The sequence below is a fragment of the Streptomyces lincolnensis genome, from assembly GCF_001685355.1.
GTDB classification, from domain to species: domain Bacteria; phylum Actinomycetota; class Actinomycetes; order Streptomycetales; family Streptomycetaceae; genus Streptomyces; species Streptomyces lincolnensis.
Genome location: NZ_CP016438.1, coordinates 1,093,670 through 1,117,406, shown reverse-complemented (window position 1 = coordinate 1,117,406; position 23,737 = coordinate 1,093,670). Strand labels below are relative to the sequence as shown.

24 protein-coding genes are annotated in these 23,737 nt (G+C 70.2%); 16 read left to right on the top strand and 8 right to left on the bottom strand.

Annotated elements, in window-relative coordinates; genetic code table 11:
- Positions 1-22 precede the first annotated feature (22 nt).
- The 4 genes from SLINC_RS04930 to SLINC_RS04915 all read left to right on the top strand — a co-directional run bounded on the left by SLINC_RS04930 (position 23) and on the right by SLINC_RS04915 (position 2,033).
- Entirely contained in the window at positions 23-703 is a 681-nt protein-coding gene (locus SLINC_RS04930) for an SDR family NAD(P)-dependent oxidoreductase (protein WP_067427281.1), read from the top strand.
- A gap of 68 nt (positions 704-771) precedes the next feature.
- A complete protein-coding gene (locus tag SLINC_RS04925; protein ID WP_067427279.1) occupies positions 772-1,143 on the top strand; it encodes a DoxX family protein in 372 nt (123 codons plus the stop codon).
- Positions 1,144-1,199: 56 nt separating this feature from the next.
- Complete coding sequence (locus SLINC_RS04920; protein WP_067427275.1) at positions 1,200-1,838, top strand: NAD(P)-dependent oxidoreductase; 639 nt, start codon at positions 1,200-1,202, stop codon at positions 1,836-1,838.
- A 15-nt stretch (positions 1,839-1,853) separates the two neighbouring features.
- A complete protein-coding gene (locus SLINC_RS04915) occupies positions 1,854-2,033 on the top strand; it encodes a hypothetical protein (RefSeq protein ID WP_067427273.1) in 180 nt (59 codons plus the stop codon).
- An 89-nt stretch (positions 2,034-2,122) separates the two neighbouring features.
- Here SLINC_RS04915 and SLINC_RS04910 read toward each other — a convergent pair whose 3' ends face one another.
- The gene (locus SLINC_RS04910) at positions 2,123-3,736 is read right to left on the bottom strand and encodes an alpha/beta hydrolase (protein WP_225988241.1); all 1,614 of its coding nucleotides are present in this window, start codon (positions 3,734-3,736) and stop codon (positions 2,123-2,125) included.
- Positions 3,737-3,814: 78 nt separating this feature from the next.
- Here SLINC_RS04910 and SLINC_RS50005 point away from each other — a divergent pair, with 78 nt between their 5' ends.
- Together SLINC_RS50005 and SLINC_RS48345 are read left to right on the top strand one after the other, a co-directional pair.
- Complete coding sequence (locus tag SLINC_RS50005) at positions 3,815-3,949, top strand: hypothetical protein (protein ID WP_257785178.1); 135 nt, start codon at positions 3,815-3,817, stop codon at positions 3,947-3,949.
- A 132-nt stretch (positions 3,950-4,081) separates the two neighbouring features.
- Positions 4,082-4,783, top strand: a complete 702-nt coding sequence (locus tag SLINC_RS48345) for an MDR/zinc-dependent alcohol dehydrogenase-like family protein (RefSeq protein ID WP_182449336.1) — start codon at positions 4,082-4,084, stop codon at positions 4,781-4,783.
- 160 nt (positions 4,784-4,943) lie between these two features.
- Here the strand turns inward: SLINC_RS48345 and SLINC_RS49190 are convergent, their stop codons facing one another.
- Both SLINC_RS49190 and SLINC_RS04900 read right to left on the bottom strand, forming a co-directional pair.
- Positions 4,944-5,102, bottom strand: a complete 159-nt coding sequence (locus SLINC_RS49190) for a MerR family transcriptional regulator (protein ID WP_225988240.1) — start codon at positions 5,100-5,102, stop codon at positions 4,944-4,946.
- Positions 5,103-5,115: 13 nt separating this feature from the next.
- Complete coding sequence (locus tag SLINC_RS04900) at positions 5,116-5,520, bottom strand: arsenate reductase ArsC (RefSeq protein ID WP_067427267.1); 405 nt, start codon at positions 5,518-5,520, stop codon at positions 5,116-5,118.
- A gap of 107 nt (positions 5,521-5,627) precedes the next feature.
- Here SLINC_RS04900 and SLINC_RS04895 point away from each other — a divergent pair, with 107 nt between their 5' ends.
- Genes SLINC_RS04895 through SLINC_RS04885 form a run of 3 tightly spaced genes read left to right on the top strand, consistent with a single transcriptional unit; the run spans position 5,628 to position 8,156 of the window.
- Positions 5,628-5,936, top strand: a complete 309-nt coding sequence (locus SLINC_RS04895) for an ArsR/SmtB family transcription factor (RefSeq protein ID WP_067427265.1) — start codon at positions 5,628-5,630, stop codon at positions 5,934-5,936.
- Positions 5,933-7,042 carry an ACR3 family arsenite efflux transporter gene (gene arsB, locus SLINC_RS04890; RefSeq protein WP_067427263.1) on the top strand — a complete coding sequence of 370 codons (1,110 nt, stop codon included), beginning with the start codon at positions 5,933-5,935 and terminating at the stop codon, positions 7,040-7,042. The genes SLINC_RS04895 and arsB overlap by 4 nt, the downstream gene beginning before the upstream one ends.
- Positions 7,043-7,079: 37 nt before the next feature.
- Positions 7,080-8,156 (top strand): ArsO family NAD(P)H-dependent flavin-containing monooxygenase, encoded by a 1,077-nt coding sequence (locus tag SLINC_RS04885; protein ID WP_067427260.1) that lies wholly within the window; start codon positions 7,080-7,082, stop codon positions 8,154-8,156.
- A gap of 48 nt (positions 8,157-8,204) precedes the next feature.
- Here the strand turns inward: SLINC_RS04885 and SLINC_RS04880 are convergent, their stop codons facing one another.
- Positions 8,205-8,585: an ArsR/SmtB family transcription factor gene (locus SLINC_RS04880; protein WP_067427258.1), complete on the bottom strand. Its 381-nt coding sequence runs from the start codon at positions 8,583-8,585 to the stop codon at positions 8,205-8,207.
- Between the two features lie 146 nt (positions 8,586-8,731).
- Between SLINC_RS04880 and SLINC_RS04875 the strand changes: the two genes are divergently transcribed.
- From SLINC_RS04875 to SLINC_RS04850, 6 genes are all read left to right on the top strand, one after another.
- The gene (locus tag SLINC_RS04875; RefSeq protein WP_067427256.1) at positions 8,732-10,111 is read left to right on the top strand and encodes an NAD(P)-binding domain-containing protein; all 1,380 of its coding nucleotides are present in this window, start codon (positions 8,732-8,734) and stop codon (positions 10,109-10,111) included.
- Positions 10,112-10,139: 28 nt separating this feature from the next.
- Positions 10,140-10,559: an ArsI/CadI family heavy metal resistance metalloenzyme gene (locus SLINC_RS04870; RefSeq protein WP_067427254.1), complete on the top strand. Its 420-nt coding sequence runs from the start codon at positions 10,140-10,142 to the stop codon at positions 10,557-10,559.
- A gap of 43 nt (positions 10,560-10,602) precedes the next feature.
- Positions 10,603-11,511 carry a helix-turn-helix domain-containing protein gene (locus tag SLINC_RS04865; RefSeq protein WP_067427251.1) on the top strand — a complete coding sequence of 303 codons (909 nt, stop codon included), beginning with the start codon at positions 10,603-10,605 and terminating at the stop codon, positions 11,509-11,511.
- A gap of 209 nt (positions 11,512-11,720) precedes the next feature.
- Positions 11,721-14,009, top strand: a complete 2,289-nt coding sequence (locus SLINC_RS04860) for an MMPL family transporter (RefSeq protein WP_067427249.1) — start codon at positions 11,721-11,723, stop codon at positions 14,007-14,009.
- Positions 14,010-14,016: 7 nt separating this feature from the next.
- Positions 14,017-15,363: a sensor histidine kinase gene (locus SLINC_RS04855; protein ID WP_067444999.1), complete on the top strand. Its 1,347-nt coding sequence runs from the start codon at positions 14,017-14,019 to the stop codon at positions 15,361-15,363.
- The gene (locus tag SLINC_RS04850) at positions 15,360-16,052 is read left to right on the top strand and encodes a response regulator transcription factor (protein WP_067427247.1); all 693 of its coding nucleotides are present in this window, start codon (positions 15,360-15,362) and stop codon (positions 16,050-16,052) included. The genes SLINC_RS04855 and SLINC_RS04850 overlap by 4 nt, the downstream gene beginning before the upstream one ends.
- Before the next feature lie 368 nt (positions 16,053-16,420).
- Here the strand turns inward: SLINC_RS04850 and SLINC_RS04845 are convergent, their stop codons facing one another.
- From SLINC_RS04845 to SLINC_RS04835, 3 genes are all read right to left on the bottom strand, one after another.
- Positions 16,421-17,605, bottom strand: coding sequence for an FAD-dependent monooxygenase (locus SLINC_RS04845; RefSeq protein ID WP_067427245.1), 1,185 nt, complete (start codon positions 17,603-17,605; stop codon positions 16,421-16,423).
- Positions 17,602-18,993 carry an MFS transporter gene (locus tag SLINC_RS04840; RefSeq protein WP_067427243.1) on the bottom strand — a complete coding sequence of 464 codons (1,392 nt, stop codon included), beginning with the start codon at positions 18,991-18,993 and terminating at the stop codon, positions 17,602-17,604. Before SLINC_RS04840 ends, SLINC_RS04845 begins: the two co-directional genes overlap by 4 nt.
- 202 nt (positions 18,994-19,195) lie before the next feature.
- Complete coding sequence (locus SLINC_RS04835) at positions 19,196-21,436, bottom strand: MMPL family transporter (RefSeq protein WP_067427240.1); 2,241 nt, start codon at positions 21,434-21,436, stop codon at positions 19,196-19,198.
- Positions 21,437-21,686: 250 nt separating this feature from the next.
- Between SLINC_RS04835 and SLINC_RS04830 the strand changes: the two genes are divergently transcribed.
- On the top strand, positions 21,687-22,502 hold the full coding sequence (locus tag SLINC_RS04830) for a TetR/AcrR family transcriptional regulator (RefSeq protein ID WP_079164410.1): 816 nt from the start codon (positions 21,687-21,689) through the stop codon (positions 22,500-22,502).
- Here SLINC_RS04830 and SLINC_RS04825 read toward each other — a convergent pair.
- Positions 22,447-23,646 (bottom strand): sulfotransferase family protein, encoded by a 1,200-nt coding sequence (locus SLINC_RS04825; RefSeq protein WP_067427237.1) that lies wholly within the window; start codon positions 23,644-23,646, stop codon positions 22,447-22,449. The genes SLINC_RS04830 and SLINC_RS04825 overlap by 56 nt on opposite strands.
- Positions 23,647-23,737 lie beyond the last annotated feature (91 nt).

The following is a 23,737-nucleotide window of genomic DNA, read 5'->3' as shown; positions in this document are numbered from 1 at the left end:
CCGCACGGAAAGAGATCTGATCATGCCCACTCTCGCCATCGTCGGCGCCGGCCCCGGCATGGGCCTGGCCATCGCCCGCACCTTCGGCAGCCGCGGCTTCGGCATAGCCCTGATCGCCCGCACCAAGGAGAACCTGGACACGCTGGTCGACCAGCTCGGCCAGGAAGGCATCATGGCCGCCGCGTTCCCCGCCGACGTCCTCGACCGCGCCTCACTGACGGACGCATTGGACGCCGCGAAGGCCCGCTTCGGCGGCATCGACGTACTGGAGTACTCGCCGGCCCCGCACTCCCCGGTGCCCGGCATCACCCTGGCCACTCCCTCGGAAGCCACGGTGGAGAACCTGCAACCGCAGATCGAGTACATCTTCTACGGCGCTGTCGCCGCCGCCCGCGCGGTGCTGCCCGCGATGCGCGAAGCGGGCGCCGGCACCCTGCTGTTCACCACCGGCGGCGGTTCCGTGGATCCCGTCCCCATGCTCGGCAACGTCAACGCCCCCGCGGCAGCCCTGCGCAACTGGGTCGTCAACCTGGACAAGGAGTTGGCCGGCAGCGGTGTGCACGCCGCTCACGTGGCGATCAACGTGTGGATCGGCGAGGGCGGGCCGGAGGGTTTCCCGACGGCCACGCCCGAGCAGATCGCCCCTCTGTACTGGGATCTGCACGAAAACCGGGACCGCTCCGAGGCCGTGTTCAACGCCTGACCGGCCGGCCCACTCCGCTCCCGGGCGGGGGCATCGCTCCCTCCCGCCCCCTCCCAAGGAATCCTCACGTGAACGTCTTCTTGTGGATCGTGCAGGCCGTGCTGGCCGCCATGCTCGCCATGGCCGGCGTCATCAAGTCCACCCAGCCCAAGGAGAAGCTGGCCGGACAGCTGCCCTGGACCGCCGATTTCTCCCAGGGCACTGTCCGCTTCATCGGTGTCGTGGAGTTCGCCGCCGCCCTCGGTCTGGTACTTCCCGCTGCGACGGACATCGCCCCCGTGCTGACCCCGCTGGCCGCCACCGGCCTGGCCGTCGTGATGGCGCTGGCCGCGATCACCCATGCCCGCCGCAAGGAACCCGGCGCGATCGCCTTCAACGCTGTCCTGCTGATCCTGGCCGCCCTGGTGGCCTGGGGCCGCTTCGGCCCGTACAGCTTCTGATCACCTACAGCTTCTGACCACCTACGCTTGTGGCTCTCACCGCGAGGAACCCCCTGATGCGTGTCACCGTCTTCGGAGCGACCGGCGCCATCGGCCGCCTCGTCGTCCAGCGGCTTCTGGACGAAGGCCACCAGATCACCGCCCTGGTCCGCACCCCGGCCAAGGTCGCTCTCACCCACCCCCATCTCACGGTCGTCACCGGGCAGTTGTCCGACCGCGATGCCGTCGAGCGGGCCGTCAGCGGCACCGACGCGGTCATCAGCGCACTCGGTCCCTCCCTGAAACGGTCCACGACCGGCACCCAGGTCACCGACGGAACCCACACCATCGTGCAGGCCATGCGGGCGCGGAAGGTGGACCGGTTCATCGGCCTGGCCACGCCCTCACTGGCCGATCCGCAGGACAAGCCGCACTGGAAGCACAGGGTGCTGCCCGTCGCGGCCGGGCTGATGTTCCCCAACGCGCTGGCCGAGCTGAAGGGCATGACCGAGGCCGTCACCGGCTCCGGCCTCGACTACACCATCGCCCGCATCACCAACCCCACCGACAAGCCCGCCACCGGCCGTATCCGCTCCGGCTTCCTCGGCCACGACAAGGTCGGCTCCGCCATGAGCCGTGCCGACATCGCCGCGTTCCTCGTCGCCCAGCTCACCGACGCCCGCTACCGGCGGGCCATGCCCGTCATCAGCAACTGAGGCCAGGACCCCGCCATGACCTTCGAACTCGGCGTCTACTCCTTCGGCAACACCCCGCGCCTGCCCGACCAGGCCGCCCGGCTGCACAAGGCGATCGAGGCCACGACCGCCGCGGGCATCCTCCCCCGCGACGTCGGCGACACCGCCTCAACGGGGGACGTCACCACGGCCCTCATCGACGCGCCGCACGCCTGACCTGACGCAGGAGGTCCCTCCCACGCTCGGCTCAAGTGCGAGTGTGGAAGGGACCTCTCTTGCTCAGGGCCGCGCGGGGTCGGGTCGCATCACATGGTCGACCCGCGGGTTCCTGTGCCGAGCAGTTCGGGCAACGGGTTGACCAGTCCGCCGGTCGGGGACTGCCGCTGGGCGGAGGGCCCGGTCGGCCAGACCGCGGGGCAATGGGTGCCGTTGCGGGGGGCCTTGAGGGTGAGCAGGTAGGTGTCGATGGCGTCGCGTGCGCACGGGCTCATCCAGTAGTCGCCGTGGCCGACGCCGTCGTACGTGAGGAACACGGCCTCGCGGCCGATCTGTCGGGCCGCGTTGGACCCCCAGGAGTGCGGGGTGGCCACGTCGTAACGGCTGTTGGTCACCAGAATCGGCGGGGTGCCGTCGACGCGGAGCCGGTGCGGCGGGTTGGTCACCTCGGTCGGCCAGTTCTGGCAGCCGGTCAGGTCCGTCCAGGCGAGGGAGCTGAGCCGGGTGACCGGGGCGCGGCGGGCCAGTTCGCGCTCGAAGCGGGCGAGCGTGCCGTAGGACGGTACGTCGAAGTCGTAGTCCTGGCACATCACCGGGAGGTACGCGAACTCCGTCGGCTCCCCGCGCTTCCCGACGGACCGTGCCGCGGCGGCGTCGGGTGCGTCCAGGTAGGCGAGGTTATCGGCGAACTGGAACCAGTCGGCCGGGTCGTACATGTAGCCGAAGGCCAGGGACTGGAGATCCTGGGTGGTGAAGGTGTAGGGCGGGTCACCGGGGAGGACCAGTTCACCGGCGTCGGCGCGCTTGTAGAGCGAGTCGAACAGGGCGCGGGCGTCCCGGTCGTGCAGCACGCAGGAGGCGGTTCGGGCGCACCAGTCGGCGAACTGGCCGTACGACTCCTCCATCGCGATGGTCTCGGTCTTCTGGTAGGTCCACGGGTCGAGGCTGTGGTCCATGTTCGAGTCGATCGTCATCGCGCGGACGCGGTGCGGGTAGCGCTCCGCGTACTGCTGGCCGATCCCGGTGCCGTAGGAGACGCCGTAGTAGCTGATCCGCTTCTCGCCGAGGCCGGCGCGGATGGCGTCCATGTCGCGGACGACGCTCGTGGTGTCCATGTTCTCGACGAGCGGCCCGGTGAGATCACGGCAACTCTCGCCGAGGGCGCGGTTCGCCTCGCGCAGGGCCGCGAAGGAGGCGGCGCTGTCCGGGTAGAGCTGCGCGGCCTGGGCATTCACCTGGTCCGTGTCGCACGTGACCGGGTTGCTGCGGCCGACGCCGCGCGGGTCGAAGCCCACGATGTCGAAGCGCTCCAGCAGTTCGGGAGAGAAGCTCTGGGGTGCGCTGTACGCGAAGTCCACGCCGGAGCCCCCCGGGCCACCGGGGTTGATCAGGAGCGAGCCGATCCGGCGTGCGGGGTCGGTGGCCAGGTGACGGTTGATGGCCAGGCCGATGGTGGCGCCGTGCGGCCGTTTCCAGTCGATGGGTACCTGGATGGTGGCGCACTCGAAGGTGCCCTGGCCGGAGGGGGATTCACAGGGTTCCCAGGCTATGCGCCCGGGTGACGGCGTCTTGACTGTCTCGGCCGAGGGGGCGGCGACGGCGGTCCCGGCGAGGAACTGCCCAACCAGTGCGGTGGCCAGGGCGCCTACGACCAGCATTCCGCGGCGTCTCGGATGCGGTGCCAGCGAGGGGTTGGACGGCACGGATGTTCCTCCAAGGAACAGGAGTTCACAGATGAATCACAGCATGATCTCAACCTCCTTGTGAATCAAGGAGGTTGAGTGACCATCAGGCTGACGGGTCGCGGCTACGGCGTGACGGTCAACGCCGTGTGGGTGCCCTGGCCGACCTTCCAGCTCCACAGGGTGTACTGCTGGCTGGTGGTGTCGGCCGGCAGTTCTGACTGGCGGACGTAGACGTTGTAGTCGCCGGGCGGCAGGTCGACGTGTTCGTCGGAGCCGGGGCCGGCCCAGTCGCCGACGTGGTTGCCGTCGGTGTCGAAGGCGTACAGGTCGATGTTGCTGCCGGGGACGTGGTCCGCGGAGGTGATGGCGAACCGGGTGAAGGGGCACTCAGTGGACGCCCGGACAGCCTGTCATCGCGTTCAGCCACGTCTGCCGCTGGGGCTGAACCGGGGGCAGGCCGAGTGTGTCGTGGTTCCTCCCCAGTTGATCGCCGCGGCGCCCACGGGAGTCGATCCCGTCCACACCGCCACCATCCCCCTCAACGGTCTGACCGCGGCCCAGTCCGTCGAACTCCTCGGCATCCAGGCCGGCCAGAGCGTCCTCATCACCGGTGCCGAGGGAGCGGTCGGTGGCTATGCGGTGCAACTGGCCAAGCGCAGGGGAGCGGTGGTGATTGCCAGCGACCTGTCGCCGGATGGTGAGTTCGCGACGAAGGCGGCGGGGGGTGATGTGTATGTGTCGGCGTCGCAGCCGTTGGTCGAGGCCGTCCGCAGGGTGCGTCCCGAGGGCGGCGATGCCTTCCTGGACACGGCCAGGCTAGGACAGGCCCTTGTCGGGGCGGTGGTGGACGGCGGCAGGTTCGTGGCCACACGGATTGACGCTCTGCCCCAGGCCGAGCGGGGCATCCAGGTCCTGCTGACGCAGGTCGGCCCGGACGCGGCGATGCTCACGACGCTGTCCGACCTGGCCGCGACGGGTGACCTGGCCGGACCAAGGGTGGGTTCCAGGGGCGCGTCGTCCTCACCCAGTGGTCGGGGTGGTCGGGGGCGGTCGCGACAACGATGATTTCGTCGAGGCGGGCGCGTACCTGCGTCAGGTCGTTGATCTGGCGGTCGATGCGGGCCCGTTCGGTGATGATGCTCTCGACGAACGCGTAGGTCACGGGGCCCTCGTTCATGCACCGGGGCAGGACCTCGCGAACCATCCTGCTCGTCGGACCGGCGGCTTACAGCTGCTGGATCATCCTGACCCGCTCGACCGCGCCGTCCGCGTACTGCCGCTGCCTGCCACTGGTGCGCATGGAGCCGAGCAGACCCTGCTCCTCGTAGTAGCGCAGCGCCCGAACGCTCACCCCCGCCTGCTCGGCGACCTCCCCGATCCGCATGACCGCTCCGGCTTCAGCTCGGCGCGATCTCCTTGATCAGGCCCTCGACCAGCATCTTGATCTCGTCGCGGATCGGCCGGACGGCCTCCACGCCCTGGCCCGCCGGGTCCTCCAGCTGCCAGTCCAGGTACCGCTTGCCGGGGAAGACGGGGCAGGTGTCTCCGCAGCCCATGGTGATGCAGACGTCGGACTCCTTCACCGCGTCGACGGTGAGCATCTTCGGGACCTCGGCGGAGATGTCGATGCCGACCTCGCGCATGGCCTCGACGGCGGCCGGGTTGACGCCCGCGCCCGGGTTGGAGCCGGCGGAACGGACCTCGACACGGTCTCCGGCCAGGTGAGTCAGCCATGCGGCGGCCATCTGGGAACGGCCGGCGTTGTGGACACAGACGAAGAGGACGGACGGCTTGTCTGACATCAGAGGTCTCTCTTGTCTCGGGACGACATCAGGGGCGGACGGCATCAGGGGCGAATGAATTCAGCCCACGATGGTGTCAGTCACCACTGATGTGACAGTATCAGCCCATGATGACGTCAGTCGACACTGATCTGATGCGAGTCCTCGCCGATCCGCTGCGCCTCCAGATCGTCACCCTGCTCGCCCGGGAAACGCTCTGCTCCACGCACCTGATCGAGGAGACCGGTGCGAAGCAGACCAACCTCTCCAACCACCTGAGAGTGCTGCGCGAAGCAGGGGTCGTGGAGACCGAGCCGTGCGGCCGCTACATGTACTACAAGCTGCGCCCCGACGTCATCGCCCAACTCGCCGGTCAGTTCGCCGACTTGGCTGAGTCCGCTCGCACCGCCGCCGACAACAAGAGGGCCTGTCCGTGACCCCCACCGAAGCAGTCGCGACGACCGAGGAACCCTCGGTGGTCGCGAAGCTGTCGACGCTCGACCGCTTCCTCGCCGTCTGGATCCTTCTCGCCATGGCCCTCGGCCTCGGTCTCGGCAGGCTCGTCCCCGGCCTGAACGACGCCCTGGCGAAGGTCGAGATCGGCGGCATCTCGCTCCCGATCGCCGTCGGCCTGCTGATCATGATGTACCCGGTCCTGGCCAAGGTCCGCTACGACAAGCTCGACGCCGTCACCGGCGACCGCAAGCTGATGATCTCGTCCCTCGTCATCAACTGGGTCCTCGGCCCCGCGATCATGTTCGCGCTGGCCTGGATCTTCCTGCCGGACCTGCCCGAGTACCGTACCGGCCTGATCATCGTCGGCCTGGCCCGCTGCATCGCCATGGTCATCATCTGGAACGACCTGGCCTGCGGCGACCGCGAGGCGGCAGCCGTGCTCGTCGCCCTCAACTCGGTCTTCCAGGTGATCGCGTTCGGCCTGCTGGGCTGGCTCTACCTCGACCTGCTGCCGGGCTGGCTGGGCCTCGGCGACGGCGAGCACCTGGACATCTCCATGTGGAAGATCGCCCTGAACGTGGTCATCTTCCTCGGTGTCCCGCTGCTGGCCGGCTTCCTCACCCGCCGCCTGGGGGAGAAGAAGATGGGCCGTGAGTCCTACGAGACGAAGTTCCTTCCGAAGATCGGCCCTTGGGCCCTGTACGGCCTGCTGTTCACGATCGTCATCCTCTTCGCCCTGCAAGGCAAGACCATCACCTCGCAGCCCCTGGACGTGGCCCGCATCGCGCTCCCGCTGCTGGTGTACTTCGCGGTGATGTGGTTCGGCACCTTCGCCCTAGGCAAGGCGATCGGCCTCGCCTACGACCGTACTGCCACGCTCGCCTTCACCGCGGCCGGCAACAACTTCGAGCTGGCCATCGCGGTCGCCATCGCCACCTTCGGCGTCACCTCCGGCCAGGCCCTGTCCGGAGTCGTCGGCCCGCTCATCGAGGTGCCGGTCCTGGTCGCGCTCGTGTACGTCTCCTTGGCCTGGCGGCGCAGGTTCAGCACCGGACGACAGCTGACGGCCGTGTCGCGGGAGAGCTGATGCACTGCTTGGACCGCACCGGCATGGTGCGGGCCTCGTGACAGCGGCCCGGCACACTCACGTGGTGATCGTCGGCGGCGGTCAGTCCGGCCTCGCCGCCGGTTATCACCTGCGCCGCCTGGGCGTGGACTTCGTCGTCCTCGACGCCCGGTCCACGCCCGGCGGGGCCTGGCAGCACACCTGGGACTCGCTCCGCCTGTTCTCCCCGGCGGCCTTCTCCTCCCTGCCCGGGCGGCTCATGCCCCCGCAGCCGGGGGAGGAGTACCCGGACGCCGGACATGTGGTGGCCTACCTGCGGGACTACGAGAAACGCTACGAGCTGCCCGTGGAACGACCGGTACGCGTCGCCGGGGTGCACCGCGCAGGCCGGCTCCTCCGAGTGGAGACCGATTCCGGCACCTGGCACGCCCGAGCCGTGATCAGCGCGACCGGTACCTGGTGGCGGCCCTTCCTGCCCGCCCTCCCCGGCAGAGCCGACTTCGGCGGACAGCAACTGCACACCGTCGAGTACCGGCGGCCCCAGGACTTCGCCGGCCGCCGCGTCGTCGTGGTCGGCGGAGGCAACTCCGGCGCCCAGATCGCCGCCGACCTCGCCCACGACACCCGGCTGACGTGGGTCACCCAACGCCCGCCGCGCTACCTGGCCGACAACATCGACGGCCGCGCGCTGTTCGACGTGGCCACCGCCCGTCGCCGCGCGCTCGACGAGGGCCGCAGCGACACGGCAGGCGTCGCCTCGCTCGGCGACATCGTCGCCGTACCGCCCGTCCGGGAAGCCCGCGACCGCGGCCTGCTGAAAGCCACCCCGATGTTCAGCCGCCTCGTCCCGGGCGGCGTCGAATGGGCCGACGGCGCCCGTGCCGAGGCGGACGCGGTCATCTGGTGCACCGGCTTCCGCCCGGCCCTCTCCTACCTGGCGCCCCTGGGGCTGCGTGGCCGGCGCGGCCACATCGCCACGGAGGGCACGCGGTCGGTGGGCGAACCGCGCCTGCACCTGCTCGGCTACGGCGACTGGACCGGGCCCGCCTCGGCCACCCTGATCGGTGTCGGGCGCTCGGCGAGGGAGGCGGCGCGTGAGATCGCCGAACTCGTAGGCGGGCTAGAAGAGGACTGAGTGACGTGGCGGACCGCGAGCGGGATCCGGCTTCCCTCGCGGCCCGGGTCAGACGACCGCCGGCACGCCGGTCAGCAGCTTGCCCATCGCGGCCAGCACCGACGGCTCGACCCGGTAGTACACCCAGGTGCCGCGCCGCTCGGAGCTGAGCAGGCCGGCCTCCTTGAGCTTCTTCAGGTGGTGGGACACGGTCGGCTGGGAGACACCGACGTCGGAGATGTCGCACACGCACGCCTCGCCGCCCTCGTGCGAGGCGACCGCGGAGAACAGCCGCAGCCGCACCGGGTCGCCCAGCGCCTTGAACATACGCGCGGCCACCTCGGCCTCCTCCGCGCTGAACGGGCGCTCGGTCAGCGGCGGACAGCACGGCGTCACAGCGGCCTGACCGTCGGAGGGCTCGATCAGCGGCAGCAGCTTGGCATTCGACATACGTCTATGTTGACACATGTCGAACCAGGCGGATCGGGGCGCTGCCTTCTCGAATTCGAAGAATGTCTATGTTGACGTCTATCGAATCAAGTGCAAGGCTGGCCGTGCAAGCCATCGACAGATGTCGAAACACCGAGGAGTCGACCGTGAACGCGCCTGCCACCGCCGAGCTGCCCGTCGTCGTGATCGGAGCCGGCCCCACCGGACTCGCTGCCGCCGCCCACCTCACCGCCCGCGGCCTCGCCCCGCTGGTCCTGGAAGCCGGCCCGGCCGCCGGAGCGGCGGTGCGCGAGTGGGCGCATGTGCGGCTGTTCTCCACCTGGGGCGAGGTCACCGACCCGGCGGCCGAGAAGCTGCTGGCCCCGACCGGATGGGTGAAGCCGGACGCCGCCGCCTACCCCTCGGGCGGGGACTGGGCCGAGCAGTACCTCCAGCCGCTCGCCGACGTCCTCGGCGAGCGGGTCCGCTTCGGGGTCACCGTCACCGGCGTTTCACGTGCGGGCCGGGACCGGATCGTGGACGCCGACCGCGAGGACCAGCCGTTCGTCGTCCATGTCGCCCACGCCGACGGCCGCGAGGAGCGGCTGTTCGCCCGCGCGGTGATCGACGCCTCCGGGACCTGGGCCACCCCGAGCCCGGCCGGCGGCAGCGGCCTGCCCGCCCTCGGCGAGAAGGCCGCCTCCGACCGGATCACCTACCGTGTTCCCGACCTCAAGGACCCGGCCGTGCGGGCCCGGTACGCGGGCAGGCGCACCGCGGTCATCGGCTCGGGCGCCTCCGCCTTCACCGCGCTCGCGTACCTGGCCGACCTCGCCACGTCCGACGACGGCACCGGCACCAAGGGCGTGTGGATCCTGCGCCGGGGCATCTCCGGCTCCACCTTCGGCGGCGGCACCTCCGACCAGCTCCCCGCCCGCGGCGCCCTCGGTCTCGCGGCCAAGGCCGCCGTCGACGACGGCCACGCCGACGCGGTCACCGGTTTCCGCACCGACGCCATCGAGCGCGACGCCGACGGCCGCCTGGTCCTCGTCGGCGAGGACGGCCGCCGCCTCGACCCGGTCGACGAGGTCATCGTCCTGACCGGCTTCCGCCCCGACCTCTCCTTCCTCTCCGAGCTCCGCCTCGGCCTCGACGAGCGCCTCCAGGCCCCGACCGCCCTGGCCCCGCTCATCGACCCCAACCAGCACTCCTGCGGCACCGTCTACCCGCACGGCGTGAACGAGCTCTCCCACCCGGAGCAGGACGTCTACCTCGTCGGCATGAAGTCCTACGGCCGCGCCCCCACGTTCCTCGCGATGACCGGCTACGAGCAGGTCCGCTCCATCGCCGCGGCGATCGCGGGCGACCAGGAGGCCGCCGAGCGCGTCGAGTTGACCCTGCCGGAGACCGGAGTGTGCGGCGGCGCGGGCCTCTTCGACGAGCCCGAGGCGGCACAGGCCGGCGACGGCGGCGGCTGCTGCGCCGCCCCCGCCACCCTCCGGATCGGCACCGGCATCGGCGCCCCGGCCGCCTCCGGCGGCTGCTGAAGTCCCCATCCATACAAGGAGGTTCGTCATGTCCCGCGTACAACTCGCCCTCCGCGTTCCCGACCTCAACGCCTCGGTCGCCTTCTACAGCAAGCTGTTCGGCACCGAGCCCGCCAAACTCCGCGACGGCTACGCCAACTTCGCCATCGCCGAGCCCCCGCTCAAGCTCGTCCTCATCGAGGGCGCGACGGGCGAGGCGACCCGCATGGACCACCTCGGCGTCGAGGTCGAAAGCAGCGAAGACGTGCATGCCGCCACGGCCCGGCTGGGCGAGGCCGGCCTGGCCACAGACGTGGAGAACGACACCACCTGTTGCTACGCCCTCCAGGACAAGGTCTGGGTCCACGGCCCGGGCCAGGAACCCTGGGAGGTGTACGTCGTCAAGGCCGACGCCGACTCCCTGGCCAAGCAGCAGGGCAGCGCCTGCTGCACCACGCCCTCGCACTGAATCACTTGAGTCTCTACCCACCGGAGGGTTCAGGATCTGACTCATGGATGACGAACGCCCCGACGTGCTCACCATTGGCCGGCTCGCGCACCGCACCGGCCTTTCGGTGGGCACCCTGCGCTTCTGGTCGGACGAGGGAGCGGTGCCGCCTGTGGCCCGCTCCGCGGGCGGCTACCGGTTGTACGACGCCGAGTCCGTGGCCCGCGTCGAACTGGTGCGCACTCTGCGGGAGTTGGGTCTCGGACTCGACGACGTGTGCCGCGTCCTGAGCGGCCGCACCACGGTCGCCGAGGTCGCCGACGCGCATGTGGCCGCGCTCGACGCGCAGATCCGCTCCCTCAAGGTGAGCCGGGCCGTCCTGTCCACCGTGGCGAAACGGGGTTCGACCGTTGAGGAGACAGCACTGATGAACCGGTTGGCGCGGCTTTCGGCCGCCGAACGCGAGCAGATCATCGACGAGTTCAAGGAGGAGGTGTTCGGCGGCCTCGACGACCCGGGCCTGCGCGACCGCATGCGCACCTTCAGCATCGAACTGCCCGACGATCCCACACCCGAGCAGGTCGACGCCTGGATCGAACTGGCCGAACTGGTGCGGGACCCCGGTTTCCGCGCCCGGTTGCGCACATGGATGGAGCTCAACACGCCTGTACCGGGGCAGAGTCGTCCCCCTGGGGCGTCCATCTGGTGGGCCAGGCAGATCGTGCAGACCGTCGCGGAGGTCAGAAAAGGCGGGGTCCCTCCCGAGGGGCCGGCCGCGGCCGAGGTGCTGTCCGAGCTCTTCGGTGACACCGATCGGGCCGCCCTGCTGCGCAGCCTGGAGGCCGGGATCGAGGCAGGAGCGGAGCACTACCGCACGCTCGTCGCCCGGGTGCGCGGGCAGAATTCGTCGCCCGACGCGACCGAGGAGTTGGAATGGCTGGCGCGGGCCCTGCGCGCCGCGGACCAGACCTGACATCGAATTCCAGAATCACGCCATGTCCCGCCCCGCCCCGAATCGGCCCGTAGTGCGTACGCACCAGGACACGCGAGTGGCTGGTCCGGATGCACCAGGGGAGGACGGCGGCGGAGGACGATGCCCGGCAGGGGCGCCGGAGGGAAGTGTGGGTGGCGCGTGAATCTCACGCATTCCCCCTTGCCTTACGGCGTCTGGAGTGATCACAGGTGGCGACGTTTCTTTACCGGATCGGACGGTGGGCCTTCCGGCGGCGCCGGCTCGTGGGCGGCCTGTGGCTGGGTGCCCTGGTGCTGGCCGTGGTCGGCGCCGCCGTGGCGCCGACCGGAGAGGAAGAGGACCTCTCCATGCCCGGCACCGAGTCGCAGAAGGCGTTCGACCTGCTGGACGAGCGCTTCCCGCAGAGCAACTCCCAGGGCGCCGAGGCCCGTTTGGTGTTCCGGGCCCCGGACGGGCAGCGGGTGACGGCCAGGGAGAACAGGGCGGCCGTCGAGGACACGCTCGGCTCACTGGACGGGGGCGATCAGGTCGCGTCGACCACCGACCCCTACGAGACCGGGGCTGTCAGCGAGGACGGCACCATCGCCTACTCCACGGTCACCTACACCGCCGAGGCCGTCGACCTGATCGGGCCGACGAAGAGCGCCCTCGAAGACGCCGCGAGCCAGGCCCGGGCCGCGGGGCTGACCGTGGAGATCGGCGGCTCGGCCCTGGACGCGGAAGAGGAACTGGGCGGTACGACGGAGCTCATCGGCGTGGCGGTGGCGGCGGTGGTCCTTGTCCTCGCCCTCGGATCGCTGGTCGCGGCCGGCTTGTCGCTGCTGACCGCCTTCGTGGGCGTGGCCATAGCCTTCGGCCTGGTCTCCGCGCTGGCCGTTCCACTGGGCCTGACGTCCACCGTAGCCATCCTGGCGTTGATGCTGGGGCTGGCGGTCGGTATCGACTACGCACTCTTCATCACCTCCCGCTTCCGCGACGAGCGCGCCCGGGGCAGCGAGCCGGAGGAGGCCGCGGGCCGGGCGGTGGGCACGGCCGGATCCGCCGTCGTCTTCGCCGGCGCGACCGTCTTCATCGCCCTGGTCGGGCTGGGGGTCGTCGGAATCCCCGAACTCACCAAGATGGGCATGGGCGGCGCGGGCGCCGTGGCCCTTGCCGTACTCGTCGCACTGACCCTGGTCCCCGCGCTGTTCGGCTTCTTCGGCCGGCGGGTCCTGTCCCGCGCCGTCCGCAAGGCTGCGGGAGCGCCCCGAAGGGGCGCGGGGAACTGCGCGACCAGCCACGACGAACCCTCAGGCGACCGACGACCCATCGCGGCAAAGCCAGCGAAGCGCATAGGCACCCGCTGGGCGCGGTTCGTGCTGCGCCGGCCGGCGGCCGTGCTGATGACCTCCGTACTCGGCCTCGGGGCCATCGCCCTGCCGGCGCTGAGCCTCGAACTCGGGCTGCCCGGAGACGAGTCCAAGTCGGTGGAGACCACCCAGCGCCGCGCCTACGACCTGCTGTCGGAGGGCTTCGGCCCCGGCTTCAACGGCCCGTTGACCGTGGTTGTGGACATGCCGGAGTCCGCCGGCGCCCGGGCCACCACGGACCAGGTCGTCACAACCCTACGGGGAGTGGACGGCATCGCGTCGGTCGGTGATCCGGTTCTCAACCAGGCCAAGGACACGGCCGTCCTCACCGCCGTCCCAAAGACCGCGCCGAACAGCGGCGAGACCAAGGACCTGGTCCACGCGATCCGGGGCGCGGTCTCCGACGTCGAGGCCGACACCGGCGCCGCCGTCCTGGTGACCGGCACCACCGCGATGAACATCGACATCTCCGAAGCCATGTCCGACGCCCTCATCCCCTATCTGGCCGTGGTCATCGGCCTGGCGGTGCTCCTGCTGACGGTGGTCTTCCGCTCGGTGCTGGTCCCGGTCAAGGCCGCGCTCGGCTTCCTGCTGTCGGTGGGTGCCGCCTTCGGAGTCCTCGTCGCCGTCTTCCAGTGGGGCTGGGCGGCAGGCCTGCTCGGCATCGAACAGACCGGACCGGTCATGTCGCTGATGCCGATTCTCATCATCGGCATCGTCTTCGGCCTCGCCATGGACTACGAGGTCTTCCTCCTCACCCGGATGCGGGAGGCCTACGTCCATGGCGCGTCCCCCGGCGAGGCGATCGTCAGCGGTTTCCGGCACAGCGGACGTGTGGTGGCCGCGGCGGCGATCATCATGATCAGCGTCTTCGCCGGATTCGTAGGCATGAGCAGCCCGACCATCCAGACGATGGGCGTCGGGCTGGCCGCCGCCGTCGCCTTCGACGCCTTCGTGGTCCGGATGGCGATCGTGCCCGCGATCCTGGCACTGCTCGGCCACCGGGCCTGGTGGCTGCCTCGTATCCTGAACCGTGTGCTGCCGAATGTGGATATCGAGGGCGAGAAACTGAGCAGGCATGTCCCGGCCCCCGCCACCGACCCGGACGCGGCGGTGCGGCGGCTCCCCGTCGGCCGGCATCAGCACTGAGCCGACCATGACGGACACGGGGGGCGGCGGCCCGCGATCACGCGGCACGTGGTGGCGGGAGGCAGCGGTCACGGCGGCGGCGTTCGCGCTCTGCCTGTTCGGCGGCGTGGTGCAGGACGACGGCAGCACGCTGTCACCGCCGTCCGCCGCCGCCTACCTCATCGCCGTGGTGTCCTGCGCCGCGCTGCCGGTGCGGCACCGGGCGCCCCTGGCCGCCATGGCGGTCACGACCGCGTGCGGCGTGCTGGGGCCGGTACTCGGCCTCCTGCTGAGCCCGCTCATCGTGGCCCCCGCCGTGATCACCGCCTACTCGTACGCGCTGACCGTGCGCGACGAACGGCGCGCGGCGGGCGCGGTGCTGCTCATCTCCGCGGCACTGCTGGTCGCCTCCACCCCCCTGTTCGGGGCCCTCTCGTGGAAGGACGCGAGCAGGGTGGGAGCGGTGGCGGCGTTCCCGCTGGTGGCCGGCGTACTCGGTCACTCGGTGCGGAACCGGCGGGCCTACCTGGCGGCCGTGGAGGAGCGGGCCCGGCGGGCCGAGGAGAGCCGGGACAGCGAGGCGCGCCAGAGAGTGGCCGAGGAACGGGTGCGTATCGCCCGGGAACTGCACGACCTCGTAGCGCATCAGATCACCCTGGCCAACGCGCAGGCCACGGTCGCCGCCCACCTCTTCGACACCCGCCCGGAACAGACCCGCACGAGCCTCAGGGAGCTCGTCGAGACCACCGGCCACGCGCTCGACGAACTGCGCGCCACGGTCGGTCTGCTGCGTCAGTCCGGGGACGCGGCCACGCCCGCCGAACCGGCGCCCGGCCTGTCCCAACTTCCCACGCTCGTCGAGTCCTTCCGCCGCGCGGGTCTGGAGGTGACGGTGCACCAGGAGGGCACGGCCAGGCCGCTGCCGCCGGGAGTGGACCTCACCGCCTACCGCATCGTCCAGGAGTCCCTGACCAACGTGACCAAGCACGCCGGTACCGGCAGCGCCCGGGTACGCCTCGCCTTCGGCCGCGATCGCGTGACCATCACCGTCGCCGACGACGGACGGGGCGCGAGTACGGCGCCGAACGCGCTCACGGGACCAAGGGTGTCCGCCGTGGTGGACCGTCCGCCCGGTTACGGCCTGATCGGGATGCGGGAACGTGCCACCGCGGTCGGGGGCCAACTCTCCGCGGGCAGGCGCCCGGAGGGCGGCTTCCTCGTCTCCACCCAGCTGCCACTGCCGCCCGCCAAGGACACCACACGGGGCGATACGACAGGGAACACTGACGAAGCAACAACCATCGAGGGGCGCATGACTGACGGAACGACAGGCCACGGACGGACCGGCGACGCAGAGACCGGGGATGCGCCGTGACGCTCAGGGTTCTGCTCGCGGACGATCAGGCTCTGCTGCGCGGTGCCTTCCGGATGCTTCTCGACACCGCCGACGACATCACCGTGGTCGGCGAGGCCGGCGACGGCAGGGAGGCGGTGCGACTCACCCGGGAGCTGCGCCCGGACGTGGTGATCATGGACATCCGTATGCCGGGGACGGACGGTCTCACCGCCACGTCGGAGATCTGCGCGGACCCGGAACTGCGTGCCAGTCGCATCCTGATCCTCACCACGTACGAGACCGACGAGTACGTCGCCCAGGCGCTGCGCGCGGGGGCCGGCGGCTTCATCGGCAAGGGCATCGGGGCCGAGGACCTGGCGGACGCCGTCCGTACGATCGCCGACGGCGACACTCTTCTGTCTCCGGCCGCGACCCGCTCCCTGGTCGCCCGTTTCCTGGCCACACCGGACACCCCCTCGCCGCAGCACGCCGAACAACTCGCCACGCTCACCCCGCGCGAGCGCGAGATGGTGGCCCTGGTCGCGACCGGCCTGTCCAACCAGGAGATCGCCGAGCGGATGTTCCTCAGCCCCTTCACCGTCCGCGCCCACGTGCAGCGCGCCATGGCGAAGCTGGAGGCCCGCGACCGGGCCCAACTCGTCGTCATCGCCTACCGGACGGGCCTGGCCCACGCCGCCCCCGACGGCGGCACCGACCGCCTGCCGTAGCGAAGTCCACGGCGGAGGCGCTAGTGAGGGTGCACGGGCGGGGCATGCGACCTGCCCTGTACCGAGCTTCTGCACAGTCCGTAGGCGCGCAAGCGCCGTCGTCGGCGTGACAGGCAGCGGTAGCCGGCATTCCGCGATGAGTGGGTCATCGTCTCCGCGTCAGGCGTCTCCGCCAAGGAGCAGTTCCTCTCGCTCGTCGAGTCCGGGGAGTTGACCCACTCGGCAATGACCAGCGTCAGCCGGCCGAGGATCCGGGTGTACGGCGCTACCGCGGTTTTCACGGGGCGGGTGCTGGCTGTGCGTGCCGAGTCACATCACGGCGGCAGCCCCGGACTGAGATCCACGCGTCCCCCCGTTGCCGTATCAAGTCACGGCATCGGGGCGAACTCGGGCAGCACAAGGGCCGAGTGGGCCGGTCGTGGCGGCGCGGAGGGCAGGGTGTCGAGGCCACGCAGCATGGTGTTGCGTTGCTCCAGGGCCCGCACGGTGGTGGGGAAGAGTGTGGCCGCACCGTTGTCGACCAGTGCCTGATTCATGGCTACGAAATCGCGAAGGTCGCGTTCGTAGGCGGCGAAGGCCGCAGTGTGATCCCGGTTCGCGGCAAGGGCGTTGGCGAGCATGTAGGCGCCGACCAGTGCGAGGCTCGATCCTTGTCCGGTGAGGAACGAGGGTGCGTACGCGGCGTCGCCGACGAGCGCTACGCGGCCGCTGGACCAGTGGGGCATGCGGATCTGACCGGCCGTGTCGAAGAACAGGTCATCCGCGTCGTACATGGCGTCGACCATGTGAGGCACCTCCCATCCCGCGCCCGCGAAGGTCGTGGCGACCAGGTCCCGCTGGGCTTTGGGGTCCCGGAGGGCATCGGACGGCGGTTCTGGTCGGTGGAAGTTCAGGAAGGCGTGCACCTCGTCGTTGTCCCCGACGGCGTAGAGGGCCGCGGCTTTCCCCGGGGTGTTCCACATCATGAGCTCGTGGGAGAGCCCGAAGGTGTTCGGCATGGTGAACAGGGCGAAGCAGTAGCCGAGGTAGCGGTGGAACTGTTCTTCGGGGCCGAACAGGGAAGCGCGGGTGTGTGAGTGCATGCCGTCGGCGCCCACCACCAGGTCGAACGTGCGCTGGTGCCCACTGTGGAACGTGACGTCGACCTCTTGTCGTGACTGGTCGAGGGTGTCGATGGAGTCGCTGAACAGGAATTCCACGTCGTCGCGGACCATCGCGTGGAGGTGCGCGGCCAGATCCCCGCGACGCACCTCCAGGTCCTGTCCCTCGACACTGCCGACAACGGCGTGCGGACTGACCGAGGCCACTTCACCGCCGTCGGCGTCGAGGAAGGTGCAGCGACGCATGTCGATGTGCGCGTCCCGCAGGTGCGGCAGTATCCCCATCCGCCGGACCACCTCTATCGCGGTACCGCGGATGTCGATCGGGTATCCACCGTCGCGCAGCGCGCCTGCCTTCTCGACCACGGTGACCGCCCATCCGGACCGGTGCAGCCAGTAGGCCAGCGTGGGCCCGGAGATGCTGGCACCGGAGATCAGAACGTTGCGTGTCATGCCTGGGCTCCCTTTTTCATGAAACGGACAACGAGCAGTGACAATGCGGCGACGAGGCCGGCGACGGCGAAACCTGTGGCGAAGGCCGATTTGGTCGGCAGGCCCGTCACCGGGTCGGCCCCGGCGTCGAGGATCGCGCCGCCGATCTGGGCGCCCAGGGCGACGCCGATCACGCGGGTCACCACGAGCAGGCTGGTGGCGATGCCGGTGTCCTTGGTCTCGACGGCGGTGGCGGTGCCGGCGAGCAACGCGGTGGTGGCGACGCCCGCGGCGAACGCGGTCAGCACTTTCGCGAGGACGAGCTGCCATTCCGCGCTGTGCAGCGACGCCAGGGCGATCATCGTGGCCGCCGTGACGACGGTGCCGACGACGACCACGGCACGCGGACCGAAACGCCGGGCCGCGATCCCGCCGACCGAATCGCTCGCCGCCCCGACGATGGCGCCGGGCAGCAGGAACAGTCCGATGGCGGTGGTGCCGGCTCCGAAGCCGTACCCGTCGGCCGATACCGCGAACAGCTGCGGGAGCAGAAGGAGCACCATCCCGGAACTGGTGGTGATGACGAGGGTGAGCACGCACGCATGCCACATCGCGGGCTTCGCCAGCATGCGCAGATCGACCATCGGCGAGGCCGCCCGGCGCTCGACGGCGATCCATCCGGCCGCGAGGGCCGTCACTGTCACCGCGATGGCACCGACCGCGAGTGGTGGCAGGCCGCCGTCCCTCGTCACCGTCACGAGTCCGAGCATGAACGCGAGCAGCGTGCCGCTCAGCAGCACCACCCCGGGCCAGTCGATCCCGCTGTCCGACTGGATCGGCGGATCATGCGGCATCAGCCGACTCACAACCGCCGTTGTCGCGATGATCACGATCGTCGGCAGCGCGAACATCCAGTGCCAGGACAATCCTTCCGAGATCGGCCCGGCAAACAGGAATCCGACCATGCCGCCGCCCGTGAACAGCGCGACGACCAGCCCGATCGCCACCTGTGACTCTCCTGGTGAGAGGTGTTTGCGGACCAGGATGAAGGAGAGGGGCAGCGCACCCACCATGACGCCCTGCAATACCTGACCGAGCAACAGCACCGGCAGGTTCGGCGCCAGTCCGGCCAGCAGACCACCGGCCGAGACGACGGCCATCAGCCAGATCAGTACCCGCTTTCCGCCGTAGCGGTCGCCGAGTTTGCCCGCGACGGGTGTGACGACCGCGCCGGTGATGAGTAACACGTTGCCGATCAGGGCCCCTTCGCCGGGACTGACCCCCAACTCGCGTTGCAGCAGTGGGAGTGCGGGCTCCACCACTGACTGCAAGGCGCCGAGTGCGAGTGCCAAGACGCCGAGGGCACCGATCGCCGTCCTTCCGATGCGGGCCGGGGTCTCCACAACCACGGCCTCGGACGTAGACGTCCCTTTCAACACCTGTTGATCACTCCAGACACCATGAGGCAAGGGGAGCGCGTGAGATTCACGCGCTCCCACACTTCCCTCCGGCGCCCCTGCCGGGCATCGTCCTCCGCCGCCGTCCTTCCCTGATGCATCCGGACCAGCCACTCACGCGTGCTGGTGCCTGGGCACTACAGGCCCCCGCCGGTCAGACTCTGGTGGAGTTCTCCGGGTGTGCCGGAGTCGCCGCTGCGGGGCCGGGTGCGGGCGTCGGCTCGGGGCCGCCTTCGCTGAGGCCGTAGCGTCCGTGGAACGTGCGCAGGAAGCCGGGCGCGTACCAGGCGGAGCGGCCGAGCAGACGCATCGCGGCGGGGACGAGGACGCCGCGTACGGCGATGGCGTCGATGAGGATGGCCAGTCCGCTGCCGAGGCCGAACATCTGCATGAAGCTGAGCTTGGCGGTGCCGAAGGCGAAGAAGCTCACCGCGAGCAGGACGGCGGCCGCGCTGACGATGCGTCCGGTGTGGCCGAGGCCGTCGACCACGGCGGTCTCGTTGTCGGCTCCCTGGTCGTGGAGTTCCTTGATCCGGCTGGTGACGAAGACCTCGTAGTCCATGGAGAGGCCGAAGGCGATGCAGAACATCAGCACGGTCATGGTCATCTCCATCGGCTGCGCGGTGAAGCCGAGGAGGGAGGAGAGGTTGCCGTCGTCGAAGATCCAGGTCATGACGCCGAGGGTGGCTCCCAGGCTGATCAGGTTGAGGACCAGCGCGCGCAACGGCTGCACGACGCTGCCGGTGAACAGGAAGAGCAGCAGGAAGGTGGTGAGGACGATCAGGGCGCCGGCCAGGGGGAGTTTGGCGGCGATGGATTCCTTGGCGTCGACGAGTACGGCGTCATTTCCGCCGACCAGGGGGTGGGACCCGGGGGGCGGGGTGACCGAGCGCACCCGCTTGACCAGGCTCTCGGCCGCTTCCGACTTCGGTGTCAGGCCGCTCATTACGCTGATCCGCTGGGCGTCGGGCCGGCCGAGAGCGGGGTTGGCCGGGCCGGTCGCCGTGGACTGTCCCGCCGTGTAGGTGCCTGTGCTGGTCTCGACACGTTCGACGCCCTGGAGTGCGGCCAGTTGGCCCGCGTACGACGCCAGTGGAGCCTCGGCGACGGACTGGCCGATGACGATGTGGAGGGCCGAGTCCTCACTGCCGCCGAAATTCTGCCGCAGGACCTGCGAGACCTGGCGGCTCTCGGCGTCCTTGGGGAGCACGCGTTCGTCCGGCGTGCCGAAGGAGATGTTGAGCAGCGGGCTCGCCGCGAACAGCAGCACGGCGAGGACGGGCAGCGCCGTGAACACGGGCCGCCGCATGACGGTGCGCGCCAGGCGTCCCCACAGAGGTGTCCCGGCGTCGGAGCGCTGCGGCTTCGCCCATGGCAGCCGCCCGCTGTTGACCCGGTGCCCCAGGACCTTCAGCAGGGCCGGCATGACGAACAGGGTGCTGAGGGCGGCGATGACGACGACGCCGACTCCGGTGAAGCCCATCGAGCGCAGGAAGTAGTGCGGGAACACCAGAAGCGCCGCCAGGGCCGCCGCGACCGTCGCGGCGGAGAAGGCGACGGTGCGGCCCGCGGTGTGCACCGTGCGCCGGACGGCGTCGTCCACGCTCGCCCCGGCCGTGAGCTGTTCCCGGAAGCGGCTGACCATCAGAAGGGCGTAGTCGATGCCCAGTCCGAGTCCCAGAGCGGTGGTGAGGTTGGTCGCGGTGTCGGCGACATCGGTGATGCTGCCGAACAGGAAGAGCTGCGCGAAGGAGCCGATGATGGCGATGATCGCGATGACCAGCGGCAGCAGGGCCGCGACCACACTGCCGAAGACGATCATGAGCAGTATCAGGGTCAGCGGTATGGCGATCGCCTCGGCGAGGATCAGATCCTCGAACACCTGGTTCGACACGTCGGCGCCCACGGCGGCGCCGCCTCCGGCCCGGACGGTGAGGGCGTCCTTGTAGGTGCCGCTGTAGGTGTCGAGGATCTCGATGGAGTTCTTCCGCTGCTCCGTGGTGTCGCCTCTGACGTGGGCGAGCACCATGGCCTCGCGGCCGTCCTTGGAGCGCAGGTCGGGATTGTCGGTCTCCCAGTACGAGACGATGTTGCCGAGCCGCTCGTCCTTCTTGAGGTCGGCCACCAGGTCCCGGCCGGTCTCCGCGGAGGCGGGCGTGTCGATGCGGCCTTCGGGGGAGCGGACCAGCAGGACGAGGTTGGTCTCGCCGCCGAACTTGTCGCCGATGACCTCCGCTGCTCGGGTCGACGGGGAGGCGGGGTCGTCGAAGCCGCCGCCCTTCAGTTTGCCGAAGGCCCCCGCGCCGACCACGCCCATGAGGGCCACGGCCAGGACGGCGACGATGAGGACCAGCCGGGATCGGCGGATCGCCAATTCGGCCATGCGTTCGAACACGGGTGATCTCCTTCGAGGTTCTTCGTGTGAAAGACGAGAGGTGTCGACCGGGCGGAAGCCGGCTCGACGCGTCGCAGAACTCCTTCGCCCCGTCAGAGGGGGCGCGATGCCGCGCTCTTCGGCGACGAGAACGACGCTAGTGAGACGGCGGGCTTTTTAGCAGGAGGAGATTTACCTGACACTGTTAGGTGTTTCAGTCAGGCAAAAGGTTTCTGACGATCCGTCGGATCGGCCGACGTAGGATCGCCGCATGTCCGCAGACGCTTACGCGACGGCCCCGCCAACCCTGCGCCAGCGACGTCGGGCCGCCGCCACCCGGGAAATAGTGGACGCCGCCGAGAGCTACATCGCCGAGCACGGGCCGCACGCCCTGTCCCTGAGAGCGGTCGCCCGCAGCCTCGGCATGACCGTGCAGGGGCTCTACCACTACTTCCCGAACCGGGACGCCCTCGTCACGGCTCTTGTCGCCAAGGCGTACGAGGATCTGGCCGACGCCGTGACGGCAGCTGTCGACACAGCGGCGGACGAACCGGCCGAGCTGCCGTTCATGGCCGCCGCCAAGAGCTATCGCCGATGGGCCATCACCCACGTCGAGCGGTTCCAACTGCTGTACGGAGCGCCCCTGCGCCGTTACGAGGCGCCCGCCGAGGGCCCGACCACGCAGGCGATGCGCCGGATCGGCGAGATCTTCCAGCGCGAGATGTTCGCCGGATTCACCACGGCACAACTGGCCGCGGCCGACACCCGGGCGCTCTCACCGGCTCTCCGGGCGCATCTGCACCTCCTGTTTCCGCACGGCCGGGAAACCCTGCCGCCGCCCGCGACCGCCCTCCTCCTCGGCGCATGGGGGCACATGCACGGCCTGGTCGTCCTGGAAGCCTTCGGGCACACCTCCTTCGTCGGCGAACACCAGGCCGAGATCTTCCACATGGCGATGCGGGACCTGCTGGAGGACATTCCCGCCGGATCCCCGCGCAGCCCACGGGGACACCGGCCGCGCCTTCTGGCGCCTAGGTCGGCGTCACGGCGCGGTCCACCTCCGCCCGCAGCGCGACGTAGTCCGTGAACGCGGCCTCGACGTCGGCCGGGGTCAGGCCGTAGCGGGCCAGGTCGTAGGTGTGGCGGCGGGTGCCCTTGGGACGGGCGACGGCCGCGGGGAGCCGGGCCGCGTCCGCCTGCGTCCAGGGAGCGCCGACAGCGGCGTAGAGCTTCGGGGCGCCGGCGGTGGGATCGGAGCCGAGCCAGGAGTACGGCACGTCCACGAGTTGCTCCGGGGGGATGGCGGCCCGGGCCGCCAGGCCGCGGGTCATGGCGCGGCTCAGCAGGTCCAGCCAGACGGCGCCGATGCCGGGCAGGTCGACAGGGCGGGCACTGACCGCCATGCCGTGCTCGATCAGGCTGCAGAAGGAGGCCACGACCGTGACCGGGTCGCGGTGGCACCACACGATCGTGGCGTCGGGGAACACCGTGCGCAGGGCGTCCAGGTTCTCCAGGTGCATGGGGGACTTCAGCATCCAGCGGCGGCGCGGGCGGCCGTACTGGAGGACCTGGTAGACCTGCTTGAGGTACTGGTAGTCGGGCACGAAGTCCCGCTCGCAGTGCCAGTCCCGGTACTCGGGGATGCGGGCCTGGGAGAACGGCATCAGGGCATGGGGGAGCGCGAACGTACACTCCTCCGGGCCCTCGGCCACCATCGCGTGGATGTCACGGAAGCGCGGCGCGAAGAGATCGGTGCCCTGGACCATGCGACGCCCGGCCGCGATCGCCTTACGTCGCTGCCGGGGCGGCAACCGGAGGTCGGGCGCCAGCAGTTCCCACAGCAGGGGGCTGCGGTGCTCCTCCGACAGCGCGAGCACGGCGTGGGTGACGGTGGTCGCGGTGCGCGGCAGGCCCACGACGAACACCGGCTTCTCGATCGGCTCCCGCGCGATCTCCGGGTGCTCGGCGATCAGCCGCCGGACACGGGCCCGGTTGGTCAGATGCCGGCGCACATGCGCCTGCGCCGACAGCCAGCCGACCGGGGTGAGCCGGTCGGCCTTCGCCCACCAGCCCAGCAGCGACCGGAAGTCCTCGACGAACTGCCGGTCCCCGGGCGCCTGTCCGGCCTTCGCGGCGATCCTGTCGAAGACCCGGCCGGGGTCGTGCCGGGAACCGAAGGCCGGGCGCACCAGCAGATTGGCGAGGGTGAGGGCGAGCGGAGAGGAGGACACGCGGCGAACCTATCCCGCCGAACTCACCTGTGGTGATCGGTAAGTTGGCCGATGGCGCGGAGAGGGTGGCCGGAAGGCATCCCCTGTGCGG

Bases quoted from the DNA above. Each gene is read 5' to 3' on its own strand.
- SLINC_RS04930 (WP_067427281.1), top strand. From the start codon at position 23: ATGCCCACTCTCGCCATCGTCGGCGCCGGCCCCGGCATGGGCCTGGCC.
- SLINC_RS04920 (WP_067427275.1), top strand. From the start codon at position 1,200: ATGCGTGTCACCGTCTTCGGAGCGACCGGCGCCATCGGCCGCCTCGTC.
- SLINC_RS04915 (WP_067427273.1), top strand. From the start codon at position 1,854: ATGACCTTCGAACTCGGCGTCTACTCCTTCGGCAACACCCCGCGCCTG.
- SLINC_RS48345 (WP_182449336.1), top strand. From the start codon at position 4,082: ATGGCGAACCGGGTGAAGGGGCACTCAGTGGACGCCCGGACAGCCTGT.
- SLINC_RS49190 (WP_225988240.1), bottom strand. From the start codon at position 5,102: ATGCGGATCGGGGAGGTCGCCGAGCAGGCGGGGGTGAGCGTTCGGGCG.
- SLINC_RS04900 (WP_067427267.1), bottom strand. From the start codon at position 5,520: ATGTCAGACAAGCCGTCCGTCCTCTTCGTCTGTGTCCACAACGCCGGC.
- SLINC_RS04895 (WP_067427265.1), top strand. From the start codon at position 5,628: ATGATGACGTCAGTCGACACTGATCTGATGCGAGTCCTCGCCGATCCG.
- SLINC_RS04880 (WP_067427258.1), bottom strand. From the start codon at position 8,585: ATGTCGAATGCCAAGCTGCTGCCGCTGATCGAGCCCTCCGACGGTCAG.
- SLINC_RS04870 (WP_067427254.1), top strand. From the start codon at position 10,140: ATGTCCCGCGTACAACTCGCCCTCCGCGTTCCCGACCTCAACGCCTCG.
- SLINC_RS04865 (WP_067427251.1), top strand. From the start codon at position 10,603: ATGGATGACGAACGCCCCGACGTGCTCACCATTGGCCGGCTCGCGCAC.
- SLINC_RS04855 (WP_067444999.1), top strand. From the start codon at position 14,017: ATGACGGACACGGGGGGCGGCGGCCCGCGATCACGCGGCACGTGGTGG.
- SLINC_RS04845 (WP_067427245.1), bottom strand. From the start codon at position 17,605: ATGACACGCAACGTTCTGATCTCCGGTGCCAGCATCTCCGGGCCCACG.
- SLINC_RS04830 (WP_079164410.1), top strand. From the start codon at position 21,687: ATGTCCGCAGACGCTTACGCGACGGCCCCGCCAACCCTGCGCCAGCGA.